This window comes from Actinoplanes utahensis (assembly GCF_016862455.1).
Classification (GTDB): Bacteria; Actinomycetota; Actinomycetes; order Mycobacteriales; family Micromonosporaceae; genus Actinoplanes; species Actinoplanes utahensis.
This window is the reverse complement of record NZ_BOMZ01000014.1, coordinates 11997-37279: the sequence shown is the minus strand read 5'-3', so window position 1 is coordinate 37279 and position 25283 is coordinate 11997. Positions and strand designations below refer to the sequence as shown.

Genomic DNA, 25283 nt, shown 5'->3' with positions numbered 1-25283 from the left:
CCGCAGCCAACTGACCGCCGAGATCTGACACCGCACGCACAGGGAACCCCGCGGACCGCCGGTCCGCGGGGTTCCCTGTGCGTGCGGTGTCACTGGGCGCCGCTGGCCTGCCAGTTGAGGCTGATCAGCAGCGAGCGGGCCTGGTCGGCGACCTCGGTGTCGGCGTGCACCTCGTACGTGGCGGCCTGCAACGAGCTGCGCGACGAGAAGTCGCGGCGGCCGCCGGTGGCGGCGTGCGCGATGGCGCCGAAGATCGCGCCCCACACCGCGCCGATGATCACCGTGGTGAGCAGCACCGCCAGCCAGCCGGAGTCGCTGAAGAGGCCGAAGAACAGGCCGATCAGCAGACCGAACCAGGCGCCGCTGGCGGCGCCCGCCGCGGCGGCGCGGCCGGTGGTGAGGCGGCCCAGGACGTTCTCCACCAGGCGCAGGTCGGTGCCGACGATCGAGGTCCGCTGGACCGGGAACTTGTTGTCCGACAGATGGTCGACCGCCTGCTGGGCCAGGGCGTAGTCGGGGTAGGTACCGACGACCACGGTCGGGCCGGTGGTGACGCCGGTGCCGGTGGTCTGCGCGGGCAGGCTCGGCACCGCGCCGCCGGGACCGGGCGGCACGGGCGTCTGCGGCGTTCCGGGGGAGTCGGTCGGAGTGGTCGGAGTGGTCACTTCGGATCTCCTTGCGGGGTGGGGGCGGTGGTGGGCTCGCCGGCGGTGAGGCGCACCCAGACGATGACGGTCACGGCGACCGCGGCGATGATCCCGGCGGTGCCGGTGAGGAACGCGAAGCGGCCGGAGACGAGGTCCGGGAGCGGGCGTTCGGACAGGGCCACGGCGCCCATGCCGAACGCGGCGGTCGCGGCGGCCAGCGCGGCGGCCACCCCGAGGACCACCATGACCAGACGGTTCGGCAGGCGGATGGCGGGCGCCGGGCCGGTCCGGCGCAGGCGCACCGCGAAGACCGCGAGGGAGCCGCAGGCCAGCACGATCAGCAGGGCGGCGATCACGTCGCTGGGCCGATGCCACTCGGCCCACACGGTGGCCACCGAGACGATCGCCACGTAACCGGCGCCGACCAGGCCGACCGTGCCGCGCAGCGCCCGCGGGAAGACCAGGACCAGCACGAACGCGGCCGAGGCGGCGGCCGTGGCGTGGCCGCTGGGCCACGAGTTGGGGGCCGGGAAGCCGTCCAGCAGCGGGCGTTCCAGACCGGCCTTGAGCTGCTGGGTGATCAGGTTCGCGGCGATCACCAGGAAACCCGACGCGATCGCCAGGTCGAGGCGGCGGCGCAGCACGCCGAAGGCGGCGGCCATCAGGCACACCAGGGCGAGCACCGCCAGCCGGGTGGCGTCGAGGGTACGGGTGAGCACCTCGCTGACCCGCGGATGGTGGAAGTCGCCGCCCCGCAGTGCCGCGGTGTCCACCTCCTGGCCCAGCGCCGTGCCGATGAAGAGCCGGTGCACGGCGTAGGCGCCGGCCGCGGCGAGAACCGTGACCAGCAGCGGGGTGAGCCTGTGCCACGTGCTGCCCGGCGCTTTCGCCGGAGCGGGGACCGGGCGGGACGCGACGGCCGTCATGGGACCTCCTGCCTGTGCGATGTCGACACCGCTTTCCCCGATGGCCCGATTTCCAAGCACGCCCTGGTGATGCACCGTGCCCGCACCCGTTCGCGATCCCGGGCGGCAACGGCTGGGACGGATCTTCGGATGACGCCGGCGGAGATCCGCCGACGGAACGAAGGGGATCTTGATGACGCACACCACCCGACGACTGCTCGGCAGCGCGCTGCTGGTGCTCGCCGCCGGGGCCGGGGCGACGGCCGCCCCCGTCGCGGCGTACGCGGCCGGGGTCTCAGCGACCATCGACGTCAGCAGAGAGCTCAAGGTGCGGTCCGCGCCGAGCCTGGCCGCGGGTGTGGTCGGCACCCTGCGCGACGGCCAGAAGGTGTCGATCGACTGCTCGGTGAAGGGTGAGCAGGTGCGCGGCAAGGTGCGCACCTCCGCCCAGTGGGACCGCCTGACCAACGGGCGGTACGTGGCGCACGCCTACGTCCGGACCGGCGCGGCCGTCGTCGACTGCGCGAGGAAGGCGGCCGAGAAGTCGTTCCTGCCCGGCCGGGTGCGCAGCGCCGACGGTGTGGTGAACGTGCGCCGCGGGCCGTCGACGCAGGACGCGATCGTGACCAGGCTGACCGACGGCGCCGCGCTGAAGGTGGTCTGCGGTGTGCCCGGCGCCACCGTGCGGGGCACCGTGCGGACCAGCGCCCAGTGGGACCGGCTGGACAACGGCGGCTACATCGCGCACGCCTACGTGGTGTCCGGCGCGGTGAAGGCCTGCCCGGCCACCGTGCCCGCGCCGGCCGTTCCGGCCACGCCCGTGCCGTCGCTGACGCCGGAGGAGTTCATCAAGGCCGCGGTGCCGGGCGCGCAGCAGGGCTGGCGCGAGTACGGGGTGCCGCCGTCGACCACGATCGCCCAGGCGATCCTGGAGTCCGGCTGGGGCCGCAGCGGCCTCTCCGCGGTGGACCGCAACTACTTCGGCATCAAGTGCCAGAAGGGTTTCCACGGCCCGCACGCCAACGGCTGCCACGTCTACAAGACGACCGAGTGCGACAAGGCCGGGAAGTGCTTTCCGTTCGAGGACGCCTTCCGGACGTACACGTCGATGGCCCGCTCGTTCCGGGACCACGGCCACTTCCTCAAGAGCAACAAACGGTACGCGTCGGCCTTCGCCTACACGAAGGACGCGAACAGGTTCATCTGGACGGTGTGGAAGGCCGGCTACGCCACCGACCCGAACTACTACTCCAAGGTCACCAAAATCATGAGCAGCTACGATTTGTACCGGTACGACACCTGGAAGTAGTTCGCGGCCTACGCTTTTCCGGGTGGGGCGATCGAGAGACGGAGCGCGGCGGGCCACCGGCCCGCTGCTCTCCGTCGCCGTGCTTCTGGCCGGTGTCGTCGCCACCGTGCTGTCCGCGGTCACCCTGCGGGCGGCCCAGTCGGAGACCGCGAACCGGGTGATGGACCAGCGGCATCAGATCGCCCTCGCGGCGATCCGGATGGAGACCGGCCGCTACCGCGGCATGCTCGACACCCTGGCCGCCGGCATCGCCGCCGACGACGAACTCACCTGGGACGAGTTCGACGTGGCCACCGCGCCGCTGGCCGACGCGGCGCTGATCGGCGCGGCCCCGGTCGCGTTCGTGGCCGCCGTCCCGGACCCGGACGTCGCCGCCGCCCAGCAGCGCTGGCGCGACCGCGGCGCCACCGGGCTGACCCTGCGCCCGCAGGAGGGCCTGGACGAGCACTTCTTCACGATCTTCTCCCGTACGCTCGACGAATCCGAGCAGCAGAGCCCGTCCGGCCTCGACATCGCCGGGGTGGAACCGCTCGGCACGACCCTGCGGGCCGCCCGCGACATCCGGCAGACGACCGTGTCGGACGCGTACGTCCTGCTGCGCGACCGTGACAAACCGGCCGCCGAGCAGCAGCAGTCGTTCGTCTTCGCCGTCCCGGTCTGGACCCGGGCCAACACCCCGGAGTTCCGCGGATGGGTGGTCTCCGGCCTGCGCGGCGGCACCTTCCTGCGCGACATCCTGACCCACGTCGGCCAGAGCCAGATCTCCGGCGACCTGATCTCGGTGAACAGCGACGGCACCCGGCACCCGGTGGCGAGCTGGGCCGGCCCGGGCGACCCGGGCCTGCGCCGCGCCGACCCGCTGCGGGTCGCCGACCGTGAGTGGATCCTGGAGACCCGCGGCGACTCGCGGCACCTGGCCGGCGCCGGCTGGTACCTGCCGGCCGTCACCCTGGCCGGGGGCCTGACCCTCACCGCGCTGCTCGCCTGGCTGGTGCACGTGCTGGCGACCGGCCGGGCCCGGGCCCGGATCCGGGTCCAGGAGGCCACCGCCGAACTGCGCGAGGCGGAGGCCGCGAGCCGCCGTCAGGCCGACCTGCTCGGCGCGATCATGACGACCATCAGCGACGGGGTCAGCGTGGTCGACTCACGCGGGCGGCTGCTGATGGAGAACCCGGCGGCCCAACAGCTGCTCGGCCTCACCGGGGGCATCGACGACCCGGCCGACTGGCAGCAGCACTACGGCGTCTACCGCCCGGACGGCCGGACCCCGCTGCCGACCGAGGAGATGCCGCTGATCCGGGCCCTGCGCGGCGAGCCGACGGACGGCTTCGAGGTGATCATCCGCAATCCGGGACATCCGGACGGGGTGCTGCTCAGCATCGACGGGCGCCCGCTCGACCCGAGCGCCGGCGAGCACGGGGCGGTCGCGGTGTGCCGGGACATCACCGAACTGCGCCGGTACGAGACCGACCTGTCGATCTTCGCCGGGGTGGTGGCGCACGATCTGAAGGCGCCGTTGTCGCTGGTCCGCGGCCACGCCGAACTGGCGTGCGAGGACCTGCCCGACCTGCCGGAGACGGCCGAGGCCCGGGACGGCCTGCGCCGGATCGTGCAGGCGGTGGACCGGATGGACACGCTGATCGAGACGATGCTCGGGTACACCACCGCCCGGCACGCGCCGCTGCGCACCACCGCGGTCGACCCGGCGGCGCTGGCCCGCGAGATCATCTCCGATCGGATCACCGGGCTGGGACCCGACCGGCCGGTCCCGTCGTGGTCGGTCGAGCCCCTGCCCGAGGTCCAGGCCGATCCGGCGATGCTCCGGCACGTCCTGGACAACCTGATCGGCAACGCGATCAAGTACGTGCGGCCCGGCGCGGCGCCGTACGTCGAGGTGGCGGCCGGCCCGGCGGAACCGGGCCGGGTACGGATCGAGGTCGCCGACTCCGGCATCGGCATCCCGGACGCCGACAAGCCGTACGTCTTCGAGTCCTTCCACCGCACCGCGGCCGCCACCGCGAACTATGCCGGCACCGGTCTCGGCCTCGCCATCTGCCGGCGCATCGTGCAGCGGCACGGCGGCGAGATCGGCGTCGAGGACAACCCCGGCGGCGGTACGCGTTTCTGGTTCACACTGCCCACCCCGACCCACACGGAGGAACCCGTGAGCGCGAAGCCCGCCGACGACGAAGCGGTCCGCGAGGCCCTGGAACGGGCCCTGGCGGAACGGGCCGCGATCATGGACGCGGCCCGTCTACCCGGACTGGGCGCCCAGCCCGACGAGACGCCGGACCGCCCCCGCGTCCCGGAGCGCCCTAACTCTCCGAGGTGACCCGCGGCGGCAGCAGCCGGCTGATCAGGGCCAGCAGCTGCGCCGGGGCGAACGGCTTGAGCAGGGTCGCCGAGGCGCCCGCGTCCTCGGCCAGCCCGTCGCCGGGGATCAGCGAGCCGCTGGCCACCACCACCGGGATGTGCCGCAGATCGTCGTCGGCCCGGATCGCCCGGCACAGATCCAAACCGGTCATGTGCGGCATGTCGACGTCCGTGACGACCAGGTCCGGGCGATGCTCGCGGACCGCGGCCAGGGCCGTCGCGCCGTCCGCGGCGGCCACCACCCGGTGGCCGGCCCGTTCCAGGGAGCGCTTGAGCACGTACCGGATGTCGTCGTGATCCTCCGCGACAACGATCACCGTTGACCTCGTCTCATGCAGTGGTTGTTGTCCCGATTACCGATCCAGGCCGGGGCGGGGACACGGGTGACCCTTTTCCGCCTTGGTGACCTTTTCCGCCCGAGATCAAAGATGTCCGAAGGAGGATGACCCTGCCCGCCCCGGTAGTCCGGACCGCTCGACCCGCTGCTGCTCGGATCCCTCGCGGGCCGCGGAGCCGGGTGCGGTGGGAAGAACAAGATCAATGCGGCGTACGCGTTCGGCGGCGCCCCGCTGACCGCGCGGACGGTGACGAAGCCGACCGGGATCCCCCTGGACGGGGCGCTGATCGCCGAGGTGGAGTCGAGCGGCGCCCTGACCGCCACCGTGCGGGGGCGGTGTTAATCACCAGGCGTTCGCGCTCGGTTGCGCCTATCCTTGGCCCGCCATGTCGACATCGCCTGCCACCAGCACCACAGAGCTGCGTTCCCGGATCTCCGAGCTGCTGCCCCGCGACCAGCGGCGGCTGCAGCGCCGCCTGGACGGGGCGAAGCGCATCCGTGACGAGGGAGCCCGTTCGGCCGTCCTCGCCGAGATCGCCGCCGAGGCCGACCAGGCGCGCTCGCGTCTGGAGAGCCGGATCGCCGCGGTCCCGCGCATCATCTACCCCGAGGGCCTGCCGGTCAGCGCCCGCAAGGACGACATCGCCGAGGCGATCCGCGACCACCAGGTCGTCGTGGTCGCCGGCGAGACCGGTTCCGGCAAGACCACGCAGATCCCGAAGATCTGCCTGGAGCTGGGCCGGGGCGTCCGCGGGCAGATCGGGCACACCCAGCCGCGCCGGATCGCCGCCCGGACCGTCGCCGAGCGCATCGCCGAGGAGGTGGACCGGCCGCTCGGCTCGACCGTCGGCTACAAGGTGCGGTTCACCGACCAGGTGAGCGACGACACCATGGTCAAGGTGATGACCGACGGCATCCTGCTGGCCGAGATCCAGAACGACCGGATGCTGTCCCGGTACGACACGCTGATCATCGACGAGGCGCACGAGCGCAGCCTCAACATCGACTTCATCCTCGGCTACCTGCGGGACCTGCTGCCCCGGCGGCCCGACCTCAAGCTGATCATCACGTCGGCGACGATCGAGACCGAGCGGTTCGCCCAGCACTTCGCCGCCGCCGACGGCGAGCCGGCGCCGGTCATCGAGGTGTCCGGCCGGACCTATCCCGTCGAGGTGCGGTACCGGCCGCTGCTGACCACCACGGTGATCGACGACGACGAGATCCGCGAGGAGCCGATCGACCAGATCGACGGCATCGCCGCCGCCGTCGACGAGCTGCCGCGCGACGGCGACATCCTGGTCTTCCTCTCCGGCGAGCGGGAGATCCGGGACACCGCCGACGCGCTGAACAAGAGGGACCTGCGGGGCACCGAGGTGATCCCGCTCTACGGCCGGCTCAGCGCCGCCGAACAGCACCGGGTCTTCGAACGGCACAGCGAGCGCCGGGTGGTGCTGGCCACCAACGTCGCCGAGACGTCCCTCACGGTGCCCGGCATCAAGTACGTGATCGACCCCGGCACGGCCCGGATCAGCCGGTACAGCCACCGCCTCAAGGTGCAGCGGCTGCCGATCGAGCCGGTCTCCCAGGCCAGCGCCAACCAGCGCAAGGGCCGCTGCGGGCGCACCTCGGACGGCATCTGCATCCGGCTGTACTCGGAGGAGGACTTCGAGCAGCGGCCCGAGTTCACCGAACCGGAGATCCTCCGGACCAACCTGGCCTCGGTCATTCTGCAGATGACCAACCTGGGGCTCGGCGACCTGCAGAAGTTCCCGTTCATCGACCCGCCGGACCGGCGCAACATCACCGACGGCATCAAACTCCTCGAAGAGCTCGGGGCCCTCGAGGACCGCAAGCTCACCCCGATGGGCCGGCAGCTCGCCCAGCTCCCCGTCGACCCGCGGCTGGCCCGCATGGTCATCGAGGCCGACCGGCAGGAATGCCTCGCCGAAGTGATGGTGATCGCCGGCGCGCTGTCGATCCAGGACCCCCGCGAACGACCCGCCGACAAACAGCAGCAGGCCGACGAGAAGCACGCCCGGTTCACCGACAAGGAATCGGACTTCTTCAGCTATCTCAACCTGTGGCGCTATCTGCGGGAGAAGCAGCAGGAACTGTCCGGGAACCAGTTCCGTCGGCTGTGCCGCAGCGAATTCCTGAACTATCTGCGGATACGCGAGTGGCAGGACATCTACGCACAACTCAAACAGGTGGCCCGTACCCTCGGTCTGTCCTTGACGGAGGACTGGGAGGCGGGAGTCGCGCCACAACCGGTGCACACCGCCCTGCTCGCCGGTCTGCTCAGCCACATCGGCATGAAGGACCAGGAGAAACGGGAGTTCATCGGGGCGCGCGGCGCCAAGTTCGCGATCTTCCCGGGATCGGCGCTGTTCAAGCGGCAACCGCGCTGGGTGATGTCGGCGGAACTGGTCGAGACCAGCCGGCTGTGGGGCCGGGTGAACGCCCGAATCGAACCGGAATGGGCCGAGAAACTCGCCCCGCACCTGGTCAAACGCAGTTACAGCGAACCGCATTGGGATCGCAAGATGGGCGCCGTGATGGCGTTCGAGAAAGTCACCCTCTACGGCCTGCCGATCGTGCCGCGGCGCCGCGTCGGCTATTCCCGGGTCGATCCGGTGGTGTCCCGGGAACTGTTCATCCGGCACGCGCTGGTCGAAGGTGACTGGGAGACCCACCACAAGTTCTACGCCGAGAACCGGCGGCTGCTGGAGAAGATCACCGAGATCGAGAACCGGGCGCGGCGCCGCGACATCGCGGTCGACGACGAGACGGTGTACGCGCTCTACGACGCCCGGATCCCCGCCGAAGTCGTCTCCGCCCGCCATTTCGACGGCTGGTGGAAACGTGCCCGGGCCGAGAAACCGGACCTGCTGACGTTCACCCGGGACGACCTCGTGATCGCCGGCCGGGACACGGTCGACCCGCAGCAGTTCCCGGACGCGTGGATCTCGGCCGGCGTGAAGATGCCGCTCTCGTACCACTTCGAGCCGAACGCCAAGGACGACGGCGTCACCGCCCGGGTCCCGCTCGAACTCATCAACAAGGTGGACGCCGACGACTTCGGCTGGTCCGTGCCCGGCTTCCGCAAGGACGTCGTGATCGCGCTGATCCGGGCCCTGCCGAAACACCTGCGCACCAGCTTCGTGCCGGTGCCGGACTGGGCCGAGGCGGTCCTCGACCGGGTGCCCGCCCGGCGCGGCCCGCTGCCCGACGCCATCGGCAACGAGCTGCGGCGGCTCACCGGCACCATCGTCCCGCGCGACGCGTGGCGGCCCGACCAGGTGCCCGACCACCTGCGGGTGAACTTCCGCATCGTCAACGAGACGGGCGAGACCGTCGCCGAAGGACGCGACCTGGAAGTCCTGCGGCGGCAACTGGCCCCCAAGGTGCAGGCCACCATCTCCAAGGCGGCCGGCAACCTGGAACGGCGCGGCATCACCGCCAACGACTTCGGGGTGCTGCCCCGGCGGGTCGCCCAGGTCCGCGGCGGATACGAGGTCAACGTCTGGCCGGCGCTCGTCGACGAGGGCGACAGCGTGGCCATCCGGGTCTTCGAGGACGAGGCGTCACAGCGGGTCGCGATGGCCGCCGGCACCCGGCGGCTACTGATGCTCACGCTGCCGCCGGCGGCCCGGTTCCTGCAGGGGCGCCTGGACAACCGGGCCAAGCTGGAACTGTCCCGGCAGAACCCGTACCGCTCGATCGCCGAACTGCTCGACGACTGCGCGGGCGCGGCGGTGGACCGGCTCGTCGCCGAAGCCGGGGGACCGGTGTGGTCGTCGGTGGAGTTCGCGTCGCTGCGAGACACCGTCCGGCAGGACCTGGTCGACGCGGTGGCGAACGTGGTCACCCAGGTGCAGGCGGTGCTGGCGACGGCGTACGACGTCGAGCAGCGCCTGAAATCGCTGCGCGACCCGTCCCTGCTGCCCGCCCTCGCCGACATCCGGCAACAGCTCAAGGGCCTGGTCCACGCCGGGTTCGTGACCGAGGCCGGATGGCGGCAGCTGCACCAGATGCCCCGGTACCTGCGCGGCATCGTGTACCGGCTGGACCGTCTCGGCGGCAGCCTCGGCCGGGACCGGCAGCTCACCACCCAGATCCACGAGATCGAGTCGGAGTACCGCGAACTGCGCAACTCGGCACCCGCCGGCGGGCCCGCCGAGGAGGGGTTGCGGGAGATCCGCTGGATGATCGAGGAGCTGCGGATCAACTACTTCGCCCAATCCCTCGGCACCGCCTATCCCGTCTCCGACAAGCGCATATTCAAGGCCATGGACTCGCTTCCGATCTAGCTTCCGATCTAGCTTCCGATCTAGCAGAGTTGCAGGTCGGTGCGCCTGTGGTGCCGTTCGGTCACGCCTCTGTCGTGACCGAACGGCGCACATTAGGTTTCTCGGCATGACGAACGAGAACCTCACCTACGCCGCCCCGATCGCCGTCCGCCCCGCCCGGGCCTACCTCGACGAGATGATGGCCCGGGTCGGGGTCGACGGCCTGGCGGCCGCGTTCGCCGAGCCCGCCCTGCTGGCCCGGCTCGACCAGCACGCCGCCGCCGTCCGGGACGCGCTGCGCGACGCCGGCCGGGTCGCCGACGCCGAGGGCCTGGCCGCCTACGCCCGGTCCATCGCCGCCGGCGCCGTCCGGATGGGCCGCCCGCTGCCGGAGCCCGGTTTCGCCCCGATGTCCGGCGCCGAATGGCTGGCCGCCGGGTTCCCGCTGGTCCGGCTGGTCGCGATCTGCCTGATCGCGGAGACCGAAGGGCTGCTGTAACCCCGTCGGACTACATTTTACGGCACTTTATGTGGGAAACCGCCCGATAGGTCATGTTCTTCTTATGAAGATCCTCAGCTTCTCGGCACTGTCCCTGCTGCTCACCCTCCCCGCCGGCACCCCCGCCACGGCAGCCGGCGCCGACGATCCCGCCACCACCGCAGCCGTCGGCGCTCCCGCCACGGCTGTCGACCCCGCCACCACCGCGGCCCTGGTCGCCCGCTACAACTTCGACGGCGGCGCCACCGAAGGCCGCGTCGCCGACCTATCCGGCCGCGGCGCGCCGCTCACCGTCCGCAATGCCGCCAACGGCCAGATCACCTTCACCACCGAAGGCACCGGCCGCTACGCCGCCTTCCCCGCCGCCTGCGCCGCCCCCACCACCTGCGGCAAAGCCCTCCTCGAAGCACCGGACGACGCCGACCTCGACCCCGGCACCCGCAACTTCACCTGGGCCGCCAGCGTCCGACTCACCGCCGCCCAGCTCAGCGGCAACGCCAACATCATGCAGAAGGGCGTCGCCGGCATCGGAAGCCAGTGGAAGATGCAGGTCACCGGCAAATCCGGCCGCGCCCAGTGCGTCGTCGCCGCCCGCGGCAGCGCCCAGACCTTCGCGGCGATCTCCGCCCGCCCCGTCGCCGACGGCGCCTGGCACCGCGTCGTCTGCCAGCGCACCGGCACCACCCTCGGCATCTCCGTCGACGGCGTCGCCGGCTCCAAGACCACCCTCCCCACCACCGCCACCATCGACAACACCATGCCGATGCGCGTCGGCGGCCCCAACCTCGCCGGCGACGGCGACATGTACCACGGCCAGCTCGACGACCTCTACGCCCAGCTCGGCTGACCGGCCTCCCGCGCCGGCCCGGCGGCCCGCGCTGACCGGCCCGGCGGCCCGGGCTGGCCGGCCCGCGCTGACCGGGCCGTCGGCGCGCCGACCGACCCGCGCTGACCGGCCCGGCGGCCCGCCGCCCGACCCGCGCTGACCGGCCCGGCGGCCCGCGCTGGCCGGCCCGCGCTGACCGGGCCGTCGGCGCGCCGCCCGACCCGCGCCAACCGAGCCGCCGGCACGCCGACCGGCCCGTCCGCTCGTGTCGACCGGTCCACCCTCGCGCTGACGTGGGTTCGCCTGGTTCGTGCTGGCCTGGGTTCCGCCTGGTTCCTGGCGGCTCACATTCGCCCGGTTCGTACTTTTTCGGGTCGGGCTGGTTCGGGTCGGCTCGTACTGACTCGGGTTCGCCCGCCCGGCTGCTCCGCATCTGAGCATTCCCGTGCGGCTTCGCACTCATGCGGACATTCCCCCTTCAGGGCGTTGCGTCGGCGGGTGAGTGTGCGGTTTCGACCTTTCTGTCCGCGGGTGACGCCCGGCACCTGTCCCACGGTGCCGGGCGTCACCCGTATCTCCTCCGGCTGGCTCGCAGGGCCGCCCCGCCTTCTGGCGATCTTGTGCCTTCGCGGGGGCGGCGAGCCTTCGGCTCGGGTTCCGCACTCCCGGCTCCGCCCGCGGCGGGCGGCTCAGGTGCTCACCGTTCTCGTCGCCACGATCTTGGACGATTTGCCATCGATTCTGGTGGTCAATCGTTCAAGATCGCGAGTCAGGAGGTCGCGCGTCAGCGAGACCGCGACCCGGGGAGGTTGCGGGGCGGCGCGGTCACCGGGCGGCGAGGTGGCGAGGTCGCGAGGCGGGGACGTTGCGGCAGGGCGAGGTCGCGGGCGGCGAGGTCGCGAGGCGGGAGGTTGCGGAGCGGCGAGGTTGCGGGGCGGCGAGGTGGCGAGTCAGCGAGGTCGCTAGGCGGCGAGGCGGGGAGGTTGCCAGCGGCGGGGTCGCGAGGCGGCGGGGTCCGCGCGGCAGGGAGGGGACAAGGCCACCGGGCGCGCAGACCGTGAGGTCGCGAGGTCGCCGGGTGGGGAGCTTGTGAGGCGGCGAGATCGCGCGGCGGCGGGGCCGCGCGGCGGGAGATGACGAGGTCGCGGGCGGGGGGGCCGCGAGACCGCGAGACCGCGAGGCGGCGAGGTTGCGGTGTGGTGGTGAGAAGGAGGGCGGGGCCGGCCGGCGGCTCCGGCCCACGTCACAACCTCACAAGATCGTGGGGAGGTGGGTGGGACGGGCCGCCGGGATGGGACGGTCAGCTTCGGCGGAAGGCGTAGCTGCGGCCTCCGGATGCCTGGCCCGCGCGGCCCGAGCGATCGCGTCCGGAGCGTTCCCGGGCGGCCTGACGAGCGTCTGCGGCGCCGTGCCGGGTGGCGGGCGTCGTTGCGGTCGCATGATCGTCACCGGTGTCCGGGAGTGGGGCCGGGCGCAGAGCGGCGGCGATGTCCCGCTGGGCGATCTCGTCCAGGTTCAGATGCACGGAAAATGGTTCAGCAGGCATAAAGCAACCTCCTTACGGCTCCCCGGCGGGGAGCGGGAAGCGAACGGCCGGTCGCCGCGAACGATCAACGCGTAAGCGAGCGGTCGGCCTGGGGGAGCGCCCCTGACGGGACGCGACAGGTAGCGGCCGGGTCACGATCCTGCGCCAGCCAAAAGACCCCGTCCGAAGGTTCCAACCGAGAGGCCGGCCGGAGGTCCAACCGAAAGACCCCGTCCGAAGGGCCCAACCGGAAGGCCAGCCGGAGGTCCGTCCCGAAGGCCAACCGGAAGGGCAGCCGGAGGTCCGTCCCGAAGGCCAACCGGAAGGGCAGCCGGAGGTCCAACCGGAAGGCCAACCGGAAGGGCAGCCGGAGGTCCAACCGGAAGGCAGCCGGAGGTCCAGCCGGAAGGGCAGCCGAACGTCCTGCGGGAAGGACCGCCGAAGGACCCGGCCAGGGCCAGCCGGAGGACTTGGCCGGGGGTCCGGACCAAGACTCAACCCGGGTGCGGCCGGGAGAGACCCGGCTGGGATCCGGTGGCAAGACCTGGCCCGAATCCAGTGGGAAGGTCTGACCGGATGGTCCCGAGCCGGGATGCTTCGGAACGGAACGATTCGCAACGAGATCCTCAACCGGAACGGCCTGCACCGGAACGCTCCGCGGTGGAGCGCTTCGCGAAAGGACGCTCCGGAACGGGAGACTCCGCGAGGAGAGTCGCTCCGAGACGGAAGCGGGAGGCCGTGACTCGACCGGAAGCCCGAACAGGATGTACCGGGCGGGCCGGACCGTGCCGAAGAGACGGCCGGTCCAGCATGCGGAGAACAACGCGGCCCACGGCGCTGGCGGTAGGCGGCGGCTCAGGTAGGCATCACAGCATGCGGCCTACGCTATTGCGGCTCCCGAAAGGCCACAACCGATTTATTCGTACGCCCGGATTCGCCCCCGCCGAATCTCGCCGTCCCGGACTACCGCGCGACGTCCTCCCTGCTCACGACCGAAACGCGCCGCACGGGCGAGGCGGCTCCCACCGCTATGCGGAACGTGAGGGCGGACGGTGGGAAGTGGGATGCCGGTGGGGTGACAGCGAGAGCTACGCCCATCGGTGCGGGGTGGGCCTCGCTTGGTGGCCGGGGCCTTGTCCCTGGCGTGCTGGGTGTCCCGCGGGCGGCCGGATCCAGCATTCTGGCCCGGGGTAGGACTCGCGTGGTGGCGGCCCGTTCGTGGGGCGCGGTGCGACCCGAGGTGGGGTGGCCTTGCGTGATGGGCAAGGGCTATACCCTGGGGCGCCTGGCTCGGGGGCGCGGTGCGTCTCGCGTGGTGGCGGCGCTGTGTCCGTGGGGTGCGGGGCGGCCCGGGGTGCGTCTCGCGTGGTGGCGGCGCTGTGTCCGTGGGGTGCGGGGCGGCCCGGGGTGCCTCTCGCGTGGTGGCGGCCGGGTGTTCGTGGAGTGCGTCTGGCCCGGGGTGGGTTGGGATTGCGCGGTGGGCAAGGGCTACGCCCGTGAGGCGCGGGTCGGTCCGGGGTGGGGTGGACCTCGCGTGGTGGGCACGGGACTTGCGTAGGTCGTACCGAAGAAGGGTTCAGATCCTCTGTATCGCGGCGTCGAGCATCGCTGTGGCGGTGGGGAAGTCGACGAGCTGGTCGCGGATCAGGTGGAGGCCGGTGCGGAGGGCGGTCGGGGGGACGCCGCGGGATTCGAGCACGACTGTGGTCCAGGTGATGAAGTCGGTGAATATCTGCTGCTCGCCGACGTAGAGGGCGGCGGCCAGGAAGTCGGTGATGTGGCCGATGTCGTCGGCGGTGGAGTCGACCTGGTTGCTGTTGTAACGCTCGGCGTCGGGGTAGGCGGCGGCCAGGCGGTCCATCGCGGTGGCGATGAGCTGGGGGCGGCAGCGGACCAGATGGGTGTACTCCTCGTCGCCCAGGAAGAACGAGTCCTCGGGGAGGGGCAGGTCGGTGACATGCGGGGGAGGCCAGTCGGTGGCGAGCCGGATGACCGCCTCCTCGCCGGTGGCGGCCCAGGCGTGGGCGCCGAGGCGTTCCGCGTAGCGGCCGCCGGGACCGAAACCGCGGCCGCCGGCGATCACCGGGACGCCGGCGGCGCGGCAGGCGGTGATGGCGGCGTGGGCTCGCGGGAGCCGGGTCGGGATCATGCAGCTCAGGGCGACCGCGTCGGGGCCGGTCTGGTGCAGGTGGGTGATCAGGTGGCGGCCGGGGACGCTGGCGCCGAGGAAGTCGACGCGCCAGCCGTCCAGGCGCAGCAGTTCGGCGAGCATCCGGGCGGGCAGGCCGTGCCATTCGCCGTCGACGCAGGCCAGGGCGATGCGGCCGCGGGTCGGTGGGACGGTGGTGCGGACGGCGAGGGCGGCCAGGGCGCGTTCGCCGACGGCGGTGGCGGCGTGCTCGCGGGCCACCGACCACTCGTTGGCGGCCCACAGTTCGCCGACGCGCCGCTGGGTGGCGCTGATCAGGTCCACGATGATCCGCTGGGCGGCGATGCCCTGGTCGAGCAGATCGTTGACGAGTGCGGTGGCGCCGGCTTCGTCGCCGTCGGAGACGAGGGCCAGGTAGTAGTCGGCGACGGTGCCGTCGATCGGTGTGGCGGAACGGCTGGGCGCGCTCATGATCGGGACCGCGGTGTGGTGACGCGGCTGGGCGCGTTCATGAACGGGCTCTCGGGCGCCGTTCCAGGCCGCGGGCGGCGACGACGAACGGGGATTCGGCGGGGGCGCCGCCGCCGCGCAGGCTCAGCGGGGTGCGGGTCGGGGCGCGGACCGCCAGCATGGCGATGTCGTCGGAGTTGTCGCCGCGGGTCCAGTCGCTGACGAGCTGGCGGATCCGCTCGACGGCGGCGGCGCCGGGCAGGCCGCGGCAGGTGGCGAGGGCTCGGCGCAGGCGGGTCTCGCCGTACTGCTCGACGCCGGTGGGGCCGCCCCGCGCCTCGGTCAGGCCGTCGCTGTAGAGCAGGCACAGCTCGCCGGGCGCCAGCTCGACGGCGGCCGGACGCACCACGGTCTTGGACAGCACGCCGATCAGGGTGCCGCTGGTCGGCACCTCCTCGACGGCGCCGTCGTGGCGCAGCACCAGCGGCGCCGGATGGCCGCCGCTGGCCAGGTCGAGCCGGACCCGGCCGTGGTCGATCCGGGTGACCGAGCCGATCACCATGGTCACGAACCGGGGCTGCCGGGCGGACTGCAGCAGCGCCTCGTTGAGCACCTTGAGCATCGCTTCCGGGCCGGCCTGCACCAGCCGCAGCGCCCGCAGCGTCTGGCGGACCTTGCCGGTCAGCACTGCCGCTTCCGGGCCGTGGCCGCACACGTCGCCCAGCGCGATCACGGTGTCGGTGCTGTCCCCGGCCGGGCCGAAGACGTCGTAGAAGTCGCCGCCGATCCGCAGCGTCTCGCGGGCCGCCTGGTAGGAGCCGCTCAGCTCGAAGCCGTCGAGGACGGGCAGTTGCGGCGGCAGCAGGTCGGCCTGCAGAACCGCGGTGGTGTCGACCTGCTCCCGGTAGAGCATGGCGGCGGACAGCGCCGCGCCGGCCCGGGCTGCGAAGACGCGGGCCAGCGCCTCGTCCCCGGCGGAGAAGGCGGCGTCCGTGCCGCGGCGGGCCAGGATCAGCGCGCCGGCCGGCTCGGCGTTGCCGGGCAGCGGGATCACCAGGAGCGCGCCGACCGGGCCGAGCCCGGCGGGCAGCAGCCAGCCGGGCGCGCTGGCCGGGTCGAGCCAGCGGCTCGGGATCGGCGGGAAGCCGCCGAGAGCCTCGACGAGACCGGGCACCTCGCCGAGTCGCGGCTCGCGGAGGGTGCCCTCCTCGATGGTGTGGCCGGGGATCAGCCGGGTCCAGTCGCTCTGCCGGCGATGCGCGGGCAGGACCACCACGGCGGCGTCCGCGAGGTGCGCGACGGCCAGCTCCACGGTGGTGCGGGCGCAGCGCCGCACGTGCAGCGAGGCGGACAGCCGGCGGCCGGCCTCGGCCAGGAACGCCGTCCGGGACCGCTCGACCTCGAGCGCCGCGGTCCGGGCCGCCTCCTCGGTGTGGTCGCGCAGGAACCAGGCGTAGTGCCCGTCGTCGAGCCGGCGCCGCATGCCGTAGAGCGCCCGGCCCGCGTGCTCGCACTGAAAGGAATCGGTCGTCATCTCGGCGAGCGCGTCGGTGACCGGCAGGCCCTCGATCACCTCGGGCAGCAGACGCCGGGCCGCCGCGTTCGCCATCAGCACGATGTGGCTCGCTGTGGCACACAGCAGCATGGCTTCGGTAGCGGCCTCGAAAGTGGCCCTGAGCAGGGCCGGCTCGGGCATGACCGGAGCGGTGGGCGTCAGCGGTTCGCCGGCGCCTGCCGGCGTTCGCGCTGTCATCCTGCCTCCGTCTCTCCCCCGCCGAGCAGTTCTGGACTCCCCTCAGCCTACGGGGTCCGGCACCGGATCGGTCAGGTCAACCACGACGGGGGCATGATCGGAGGGACCTTTGCCCTTGCGGGCCTCACGATCCACGTACGCGTCACCGACCCGTCCGGCCACGTCGGAACCGGCGTAGACGAGATCGATCCGCATGCCCTTGTTCTGGTGGAACATGCCGGCACGGTAATCCCAATAGGTGAAGGGACGGTCGCCTTTCAGGGGCCGGGCCGGCACGTCGGTGAGACCTGCGTCACGCAGTGCGGCGAGCGCGGCCCGTTCCGGCGGCGTGACGTGGGTGGAGCCGGCGAAGACCCCGATGTCCCAGACGTCGGCGTCGGTGGGGGCCACGTTGTAGTCGCCGGCCACCACCAGCGGGCCGGCCGCCAGGTCGGCGACGACGGCGTCGCGGAGGGCGGCCAGCCAGCGCAGCTTGTACGTGTAGTGCGGGTCGTCGGGGGTGCGGCCGTTCGGCACGTACACCGACGTGAACCGGATGCCGCCGCACACCGCGCTGATCGCGCGGGCCTCCGGCTCCGGGTAGCCGGGCATGCCGTCGAAGCCGTGGCGCACGTCGTCGAGGCCGATCCGGGAGAGCAGCGCGACCCCGTTCCAGCGGCCCTGGCCGTACGCCGCCGTCGCGTATCCCAGCTCGGCGACCTCCTTCTCCGGGAAGCCGTCCGCGGCGACCTTGGTCTCCTGCAGGCAGACGACGTCGGGGGCGGTGCCGGCCAGCCAGTCGAGCAGACGGGGCAGCCGGGCCTTGACCGAGTTGACGTTCCAGGTGGCGAAGCGCATACCGAGGTTTCTACCCGGTGGTTTGCCGCAAGTTGCCCGCACGGCGCCGGGGTCCCTGAAATGTTGGTGATCGAAAGGGGGCGACTATGCGTGTGGAAGTCATGTCCGAGCTTCCGGCCGACCTGCTCGACGAGGCCTGGGACTTCTATTCGAACTGTTTCAACGACCTGCGGGTCCTGGCGGTGAACCGGCATCTGATGTACCGCCACGAGTTCGACGAGGTGATGGCCGACCAGCGGATCGACAAACACGTGGCACTCGACGACGACGGGGTGGCCGGCATGGGCACGATCACCAACGATCTGGAGGCGGTGCCACTGGTCTCGGCGGACTACTTCCAGTACCACTGGCCCGAGCTGTACGAGCAGCGACGGCTCTTCTACTGCCTGTTCGCGGGCTCCGCGGTGGGCCGGCGGAGCCGGGGCGTGTTCGTGGCGCTCCAGCGGTCCATGTACGCGCCGATCGAGGAGGTGGACGGCAAGGTCTTCTTCGACATCTGCTCGTGGAACGAGGAACGCAACCAGTTGCCCCGGATGATCGCGATGATCCTGGGCCGGGCGGCGTCGTCCGGCCGGGCCCAGCCGACCCGGCTCGACGCGCAGTCGTTCTGGATGTACGAGTTCCCGAAGGACGACATGCCGTTCCGCCGGGACGAGCGGCGCGGTCTGCCGACCCGGCTCAACGACCAGGAGGAGCGCCGGGCCGCCCGCCTCTGACGGCGAGCTCAGTCGGGCCGGCGGTGCCGGCCCGACGGGTTCGGCACCGGCTCGGCGACGACCGGGCCGCGGAACATCACGTCCCGCCAGCGCTCGGCGAACTCGGCCGCCGACACCGCCGCCCCCCACAGCCAGCCCTGGCCGTTGACCACACCGACCGCCCACAGGGCCTCGCGCTGCAGCGGCGTCTCCACCCCTTCGGCGATCACCGACAGGCCGAGCGCCTGGCTCATCGCCACCACGGCCCGGACGATCTCGTCGTCCTCGTGGTTGACGCCCAGGCCGATCACGAACGAGCGGTCGATCTTGACGCCGGTGACCGGGAACTTGCGCAGGTAGCCGAGTGCGGAGAAGCCGGTGCCGAAGTCGTCGACGAGCAGTTTCACGCCGAGTTCCCGCAGTTCGAACAGGACCCGGGAGGTGACGCTGGAGCCGTCGACCATCACCGACTCGGTCATCTCCAGGGCGACGCAGTGCGCGGGTACGCCGTACCGCAGCATCTCCCCGGAGACGATCAGCGGCAGTTCCGGGTCGGTGAGCTGCCGCGGCGAGACGTTGATCGACAGGTAGAAGTCGTCGCGGACGACGCCCTGCGAGCGCCACACGCCGAGCTGGCGCAGCGCCTCCTTGCGGACCCAGGTGCCGATCTCGTTGATCAGGCCGGCGTCCTCGGCGATCGGGATGAACGTCATCGGCGGGATCGGCCCGCGCTCCGGGTGGAGCCAGCGGACCAGCGCCTCGGCGCCGACCGGGATGCCGGTCTCCAGGCGGACCAGCGGCTGGTACGCCACGTGCAGCTGGTCGGAGGCGAGGGCCTGCCGCAGCGCCACCTCCAGCTCGATGCGCTCCCGGACCTGGGTGTGCATGCTGGTGTCGAAGATGGTGGACCGGCCCGGCCCCTCGCCCTTGGCCCGGTACATGGCGGTGTCGGCGTCGCGCATCAGCGCCTCGGCGGTGACCGCGGTGTTGGTCGGGTCGCCCTCGGCGTGCGCGATGCCGATCGACGCGCTGATCACCACCTGGTGGTCGCGGACCGGGAACGGCCGGGCGAAGCAGCCGCGGATGTCGTCGACCAGCCGCAGCGCGCTGCCCTTCTCGCCGATGAACCCGAGCAGGAACTCGTCGCCGCCGACCCGGGCCACCGGGATGGTGTGCGGCACCGCGGCCCGCAGCCGCCGCCCCACCTCGATCACCAGCTGGTCGCCGGTGTCGTGGCCCCACGAGTCGTTGACCCACTTGAAGCCGTCCAGGTCGAGCATGTACACCCAGACCCGATCGTGGGTCTCCGGCTCGACGATCGCGACCAGACGCTCGATCTCGGCCGACATGGACTGCCGGTTGGGCAGTCCGGTCAGCGGGTCGTGGGTGGCCTGGTGCTCCGACCGCAGCTGCAGGGTGACCTGGGCGCGGACCGCCGAGATGGCCCGGACCAGCAGCAGGCCCATGATCAGCGCGCCGGTCACGGCGATCAGCAGGCGGCTCGACGCGGACCGGGAGCCGGTGGTCAGCAGCAGCGCGAACGGCGCCGCCAGCGCCGGCAGCAGCAGCGCCAGGCGCGGCCAGGACCAGGCCTGGGCGGGCGGCTTCTCGGCCCGGCCCATCTCCACCACCGACGGGTGCAGCGCGGCCACGCCGAGGGACGTGTAGGCGAGCATGAACGGCACGTTGAGCAGCGGCGAGGCGTAGATCTTGCCGCTCACCCCGACGATGGCGTACGCCAGGTCGCCGATGGTGATGCCGGCCATCATGCCGATCAGCCCGATCAGGCTCACCGGCCAGAACTTCGCCGTGAAGGTGAGGTTCACCAGCAGCAGCACCAGCGCCACGTCGAACAGCGGGTACATGCCCTGGATGATCGAGAGCACCGCGGAGCGGCCCGGGACCGCGGCCGCCGGCAGGGCCAGCAGCAGCACCGAGGCGACCCCGGCGGACAGGCAGACGATCAGGCCGTCCAGCACCGCGTGCCGGTCCAGGCTCTCCCGCCGGCGCAGCAGGATCAGCACGAACACGCCGAGCAGCAGGTAGCCGGTCCAGGCCGCCACGTCGGCGATGATCGGCCACGGCATCTCCTGCTCGGTGACCACCGGCCGGATCACGACGCCGACCAGGAACAGCAGCGCCGCCAGGCCCATCAGCAGCCAGGCGCCCGGCGGCTCGGCGCCCCAGCGGCGGGGTCCGGCGAAGCAGGACACCACGACCGCGACGGCGAGCAGCGCGAAGACGGTGGTGGCCAGGGGCGACGACGGAAAGGCTACGAAGATCGTGGTGGCGAGGACGCCGCCGACGGCCATGACCTGCCAGAGCCGGCGTGCGACGCCGGGAGGGAGCAGGGAGCGCACCGGGCATTCCTCCCGTACGGCCCGAAGATCAATGTATGGGCCAACGGTAGCAATTCGGTCAGGCGGTTACCGGGCTTCCCGAAAGCTGCGGACCGCCGGAGTACCGGGCCCGCAGGCGGGCGCCGTGCACGAACACCGTGGGACAGGTGGCGTGCCGCAGCACCGCTTCGGCGACCGTGCCGAGCCGGCCGGCCGGGCAGGTGGAGCGCGGGCCGAGCACCAGCAGGCCGACCCGGCGGGTGACCCGGGGCAGGATGCCGGCCGGCGGGCCGCTGAACAGATGATGGCGCACCTCGACGGCGCCCGGTGCCTGGGCGGCCATCTCGTCGAGCACCCGCGCGGCCGCACTCTCGTGATCGGGATCGGTCACGTGCACCAGATGCAGTGGTCCGCCGCGGCGCCGGGCGGTCTCCGCCGCGAAACGCACGGCGAGCACCGAGTAGGGCGAGGCGTCCACCGCCGCCACGATCGGCCCGGCGGGCGTGCGCGGCGCGCGGCTAACCGCCACCGGGCACCAGGCCCCGGCCACCACCTCGATCAGCGAGCCGCCCACCACCAGCAGGACCGCGGTGCGGCTCAGGTTCAGCAGGACGCGTCCCGGCGGCCCATCCACGATTTGGCCCCGCACATCCAGGCCGGGTGTGGAACGCTGGGCGATGGCGACCGCCTCGCCGACGACCTGCGAGGCGAGCCGGCGGGCCGGGCCGTAACCGGCGTCGCCGGGCCCGGTGAAAGCGTGCACCACCCGGAGGGGGCGCCCACGGGAGGCCGCCTCCCGCGCGGCGAACCGGACCGCGGCCGCGTCGCCCGGCACACGGCCGGCTCCGACCACGACGGGTCCTTCACTCGGGATCTGCATGGGCCCTCCCGTAACGAACTCGCAATATACCGACCATTGTCTATGGCGCAACGACCCATACGTACTGGTGACCAATGCCTCAACCGGTGGCCACCTGATGACCCATTCAGGTTGAGGGTTTACGGTGAACGGCAAAATCTTTGGGACATCTGCCGGTGAAGTGAGGGAAATACATGACGGATGTCAAGCTCGACCACCCCGGTGGTCAGTTGTCGATGGCGGTCACCAAGGCCGTCGACGGTCCGGGCGGCATCGACGTCAGTGCTCTGCTGAAGGAGACCGGTTACGTCACCCTGGACCAGGGTTTCGTGAACACCGCGTCGACCAAGTCGGCGATCACTTACATCGACGGTGACCAGGGCATTCTGCGCTACCGCGGTTACCCCATCGAGCAGCTGGCGGAGAAGAGCACCTTCCTCGAGGTGTCCTACCTGCTGATGAACGGTGAGCTGCCGACCGCGCCGCAGCTGCGGGACTTCGCGGACAAGATCCGTGTGCACACGCTGCTGCAGGAGGAGATGCGCACGTTCTTCTCCAGCTTCCCGCGCAACGCGCACCCGATGTCGGTGCTGTCCTCGGCGGTGACCGCGCTGTCCACGTACTACCAGGACGCGCTCGATCCGCTGGACTCCGAGCAGGTCGACATCTCCGCCATCCGTCTGATGGCGAAACTTCCGACCATCGCCGCGTACATCTACAAGCGGTCCATCGGGCACCCGCTGCCGTACCCGGACAACTCGCTCGACTACGTGCAGAACTTCCTGCGCCTGACCTTCGGCCTGCCGACCGTCAACTACGACGTCGACCCGAAGGTCGCGAAGATCCTCGACATGCTGTTCATCCTGCACGCCGACCACGAGCAGAACTGCTCCACCTCGTCGGTGCGCCTGGTCGGCTCCTCGCAGGCCAACCTGTTCGCCTCCATCTCGGCGGGCATCAACGCGCTGTCCGGCCCGCTGCACGGCGGCGCCAACGCGGCGGTGCTCGAGATGCTCGAGCAGATCCGCAAGGACGGCGGAGACGTCAACTCGTTCGTCACCCGGGTGAAGAACAAGGAAAAAGGCGTCAAGCTGATGGGCTTCGGCCACCGGGTCTACAAGAACTACGACCCGCGCGCCGCCATCGTCAAGAAGGCCGCCCAGGAGATGCTCGCCACCCTGGACACGCCGGACCCGCTGCTGGAGATCGCGTTCAAGCTCGAGGAGATCGCCCTCTCCGACGAGTACTTCATCTCCCGCAAGCTGTACCCGAACGTCGACTTCTACACCGGCCTGATCTACAAGGCCATGGGTTTCCCGACCAACTCGTTCACGGTGCTGTTCGCGCTCGGCCGGCTCCCCGGCTGGATCGCCCAGTGGCGCGAGATGATGACCGACCCGGCCAACAAGATCGGTCGCCCGCGGCAGATCTACACCGGCTCCCCGGTCCGCGATTTCGTGCCGCTCGAGCAGCGCTGACGCTTTCCACGGCAGACGCCCCACCGGAGACTTCCGGTGGGGCGTTTCGCATTCCGGCGTTTTCGCGGTACGCGCGACGCGCGACCGGGCATGAGAGGGTTCGGACGACATGCTCGGCAGGGGAGGAAAACGTATGGACGTCGTGATCGGCATCGACACCGGGACAACCTCGACGAAGGGGATCGCCGCCGGACCGGGTGGGGAGATCCGCGCCCTCACCAGCGTCCACTACCCCCTCGCCGTCCCCGGGTCCGGCCGTGCCGAACTCGACGCCGGCAGCCTCGTCGACGCCGCCGTGCGGGCGCTCACCGACGTGGCCGCCGCCGCCCGCGAACGTGGCGACCGGGTGATCGGGATCGGACTCAGCTCGTTCCTGCACGCCCTCGTCCCGATGGACGCCTCCGGCAAGCCGCTCGGCCCCGTCGTGACCTGGGCCGACAACCGGGCCGCCGCGGAGTGCGAGCGGATCGTGGCGGCCGGCCGAGCCAAGGACCTGCAGGCCCGCACCGGCACCCCGGTCCACCCGATGTCCCCGCTGACCAAACTGGCCTGGTGGGCCCGCGCCGACCGGGACACGCTGACCGGCACCCCCCGGTGGGGCGGGGTCAAGGAGCTGATCGTCGCCGCGCTGACCGGTGGCCCGTTCCAGGTCGACCTGTCGATCGCCTCCGGCACCGGCCTCTACGACATCCACGCCCGGCGCTGGGACCCGGAGGCCCTGGAGATCGCCGGAGTGTCCGCGGGACAGCTCGCCGAGGTCGTGCCCACCACCCACGTGCTGCGGCTGAGCGCCGACATCGCCGCCGCCACCGGACTGTCCCCGGACACCCCGCTGGTCATCGGGGCCGCCGACGGGCCGCTGGCCAACCTCGGGGTCGGCGCCACCCCGGCCGGGATCGGGGCGGTGTCGCTCGGCACCAGCGGCGCGTTGCGTACGGTCGTGGACCGGCCCACCGCCGACGCGGCGGGGCGGCTGTTCTGCTACGCGCTCACCGAGGACCGGTGGGTGATCGGCGGCGCGGTCAACAACGCCGGATCGGTCGTCCGCTGGGCCGGGCAGGCCCTGGCGGCTCCGGCTCCCTCCGCCGGTTCCTCCGGCTCGTCCGGTTCGTCAGGTTCGGGCTCGTCCGGTTCGTCGGGCTCGTCTGGGGAGGACTCCGACGACCGGGACGCCGAACTGCTGGAGGAGGCCGCCGGGATCATCGCCGGCAGCGAAGGGCTGCTCTGCCTGCCCTACCTGCTCGGTGAGCGGGCGCCCTGGTGGCGGCCCGGGATGCGCGGCGCCTACCTGGGGCTGCGCCGCGAACACGGCCGCCCGCACCTGGTCCGCGCCGCCGTCGAAGGCGTCTGCCAGCAACTCGCCCTGGTCCGGGACTCGTTCGACACCGAAGGCGCCCAGCTCACCGAGATCCGGGCCACCGGCGGCGCCGCCGCCTCGAAACTGTGGGTCAGCGTGCTCGCCTCCGCCCTCGACCTGCCGGTCACCGTCGCCGACGTGCCCGAAGGCACCGCCCTCGGCGCCTGCCTGCTCGCCCGGCACGCCCTCGGCGAACTGCCCGACCTCGACCGGGCCGCCGCGCTGATCCCGACCGGCCGGCACACCGAACCCGACCCCGACGACGCCGCCCTGTACCGCCGGCTGCGCCCGCTCGTCGAGAAGTCCGCCCTCGCCGTCCTCGACGTGGTCGCCGAACTCGACCGGCTCGCCCCCGAGCCGCTCCCCGGCACCGAGAAGGCCGTCCGCTCGTAGTGGCGCACGCCGCCGGGCCCGGGCCCGGGTGACGGCGACCGTCACCGGCGTGTGGGCCCTGCCCGGGCCGTCACGGTGGCCGCCGTGACGGCTGAAATCTCCCGCGGGTGGCGGCCGTGCGGCTGCGGTCTCCTGCGAGCGGCGGCCGTGACGGCCGGTGTCTTCCGCGGGTGGCGGCCGTGCGGCCGGGGCCTCCCCTGAGTGGCCGCCGTGACGGCCGGCGTCTCCGCTGAGTGACGGCCGTGACGGACCCCGCGTTGACG

The 25283-nt window shown here is 72.0% G+C and carries 16 protein-coding genes; 8 read left to right on the top strand and 8 right to left on the bottom strand.

Going from position 1 to position 25283, the window contains the following annotated elements; genetic code table 11:
- Nucleotides 1-89: 89 nt before the first annotated feature.
- Both Aut01nite_RS03580 and Aut01nite_RS03575 read right to left on the bottom strand, forming a co-directional pair.
- A complete protein-coding gene (locus Aut01nite_RS03580; RefSeq protein WP_043530644.1) occupies nt 90-665 on the bottom strand; it encodes a YflT domain-containing protein in 576 nt (191 codons plus the stop codon).
- Entirely contained in the window at nt 662-1573 is a 912-nt protein-coding gene (locus Aut01nite_RS03575) for a phosphatase PAP2 family protein (protein WP_043530646.1), read from the bottom strand. Before Aut01nite_RS03575 ends, Aut01nite_RS03580 begins: the two co-directional genes overlap by 4 nt.
- Before the next feature lie 172 nt (nt 1574-1745).
- Between Aut01nite_RS03575 and gsmA the strand changes: the two genes are divergently transcribed.
- Together gsmA and Aut01nite_RS03565 are read left to right on the top strand one after the other, a co-directional pair.
- Nucleotides 1746-2861, top strand: a complete 1116-nt coding sequence (gsmA, locus tag Aut01nite_RS03570) for a sporangiospore maturation cell wall hydrolase GsmA (RefSeq protein WP_043530648.1) — start codon at nt 1746-1748, stop codon at nt 2859-2861.
- 22 nt (nt 2862-2883) lie between these two features.
- Nucleotides 2884-5193 (top strand): ATP-binding protein, encoded by a 2310-nt coding sequence (locus Aut01nite_RS03565; protein ID WP_236643066.1) that lies wholly within the window; start codon nt 2884-2886, stop codon nt 5191-5193.
- Here the strand turns inward: Aut01nite_RS03565 and Aut01nite_RS03560 are convergent.
- Nucleotides 5177-5551 (bottom strand): response regulator, encoded by a 375-nt coding sequence (locus tag Aut01nite_RS03560; RefSeq protein WP_043530650.1) that lies wholly within the window; start codon nt 5549-5551, stop codon nt 5177-5179. The two genes, Aut01nite_RS03565 and Aut01nite_RS03560, sit on opposite strands and share 17 nt — an antisense overlap.
- 406 nt (nt 5552-5957) lie before the next feature.
- On the opposite strand from Aut01nite_RS03560, the gene hrpA reads away from it, so the two are divergent.
- The 3 genes from hrpA (at nt 5958) to Aut01nite_RS03545 (ending at nt 11206) form a co-directional block, all read left to right on the top strand.
- Entirely contained in the window at nt 5958-9881 is a 3924-nt protein-coding gene (hrpA, locus tag Aut01nite_RS03555; RefSeq protein WP_043530652.1) for an ATP-dependent RNA helicase HrpA, read from the top strand.
- Nucleotides 9882-9987: 106 nt separating this feature from the next.
- The gene (locus Aut01nite_RS03550; RefSeq protein WP_043530654.1) at nt 9988-10359 is read left to right on the top strand and encodes a DUF6401 family natural product biosynthesis protein; all 372 of its coding nucleotides are present in this window, start codon (nt 9988-9990) and stop codon (nt 10357-10359) included.
- A gap of 64 nt (nt 10360-10423) precedes the next feature.
- Entirely contained in the window at nt 10424-11206 is a 783-nt protein-coding gene (locus Aut01nite_RS03545; protein WP_204037430.1) for a LamG-like jellyroll fold domain-containing protein, read from the top strand.
- A 3080-nt stretch (nt 11207-14286) separates the two neighbouring features.
- On the opposite strand, the gene Aut01nite_RS03540 is transcribed toward Aut01nite_RS03545, so the two are convergent.
- Genes Aut01nite_RS03540 through Aut01nite_RS03530 form a run of 3 tightly spaced genes read right to left on the bottom strand, consistent with a single transcriptional unit; the run spans nt 14287 to nt 17899 of the window.
- Nucleotides 14287-15330 carry a cobalamin B12-binding domain-containing protein gene (locus tag Aut01nite_RS03540; protein ID WP_052164215.1) on the bottom strand — a complete coding sequence of 348 codons (1044 nt, stop codon included), beginning with the start codon at nt 15328-15330 and terminating at the stop codon, nt 14287-14289.
- Between the two features lie 37 nt (nt 15331-15367).
- Entirely contained in the window at nt 15368-17062 is a 1695-nt protein-coding gene (locus tag Aut01nite_RS03535) for a PP2C family protein-serine/threonine phosphatase (RefSeq protein ID WP_043529194.1), read from the bottom strand.
- 42 nt (nt 17063-17104) lie between these two features.
- Nucleotides 17105-17899: an exodeoxyribonuclease III gene (locus Aut01nite_RS03530; protein ID WP_043529192.1), complete on the bottom strand. Its 795-nt coding sequence runs from the start codon at nt 17897-17899 to the stop codon at nt 17105-17107.
- Nucleotides 17900-17985: 86 nt separating this feature from the next.
- On the opposite strand from Aut01nite_RS03530, the gene Aut01nite_RS03525 reads away from it, so the two are divergent.
- On the top strand, nt 17986-18615 hold the full coding sequence (locus Aut01nite_RS03525; protein WP_043529190.1) for a hypothetical protein: 630 nt from the start codon (nt 17986-17988) through the stop codon (nt 18613-18615).
- An 8-nt stretch (nt 18616-18623) separates the two neighbouring features.
- Here Aut01nite_RS03525 and Aut01nite_RS03520 read toward each other — a convergent pair whose 3' ends face one another.
- A complete protein-coding gene (locus tag Aut01nite_RS03520; protein ID WP_043529187.1) occupies nt 18624-20954 on the bottom strand; it encodes a putative bifunctional diguanylate cyclase/phosphodiesterase in 2331 nt (776 codons plus the stop codon).
- 58 nt (nt 20955-21012) lie between these two features.
- On the bottom strand, nt 21013-21813 hold the full coding sequence (locus tag Aut01nite_RS03515) for a universal stress protein (protein ID WP_052164214.1): 801 nt from the start codon (nt 21811-21813) through the stop codon (nt 21013-21015).
- A gap of 173 nt (nt 21814-21986) precedes the next feature.
- Between Aut01nite_RS03515 and Aut01nite_RS03510 the strand changes: the two genes are divergently transcribed.
- Both Aut01nite_RS03510 and Aut01nite_RS03505 read left to right on the top strand, forming a co-directional pair.
- On the top strand, nt 21987-23270 hold the full coding sequence (locus Aut01nite_RS03510) for a citrate synthase (protein ID WP_043529185.1): 1284 nt from the start codon (nt 21987-21989) through the stop codon (nt 23268-23270).
- A gap of 133 nt (nt 23271-23403) precedes the next feature.
- Nucleotides 23404-25020 carry a gluconokinase gene (locus Aut01nite_RS03505; RefSeq protein WP_043529183.1) on the top strand — a complete coding sequence of 539 codons (1617 nt, stop codon included), beginning with the start codon at nt 23404-23406 and terminating at the stop codon, nt 25018-25020.
- Nucleotides 25021-25283 lie beyond the last annotated feature (263 nt).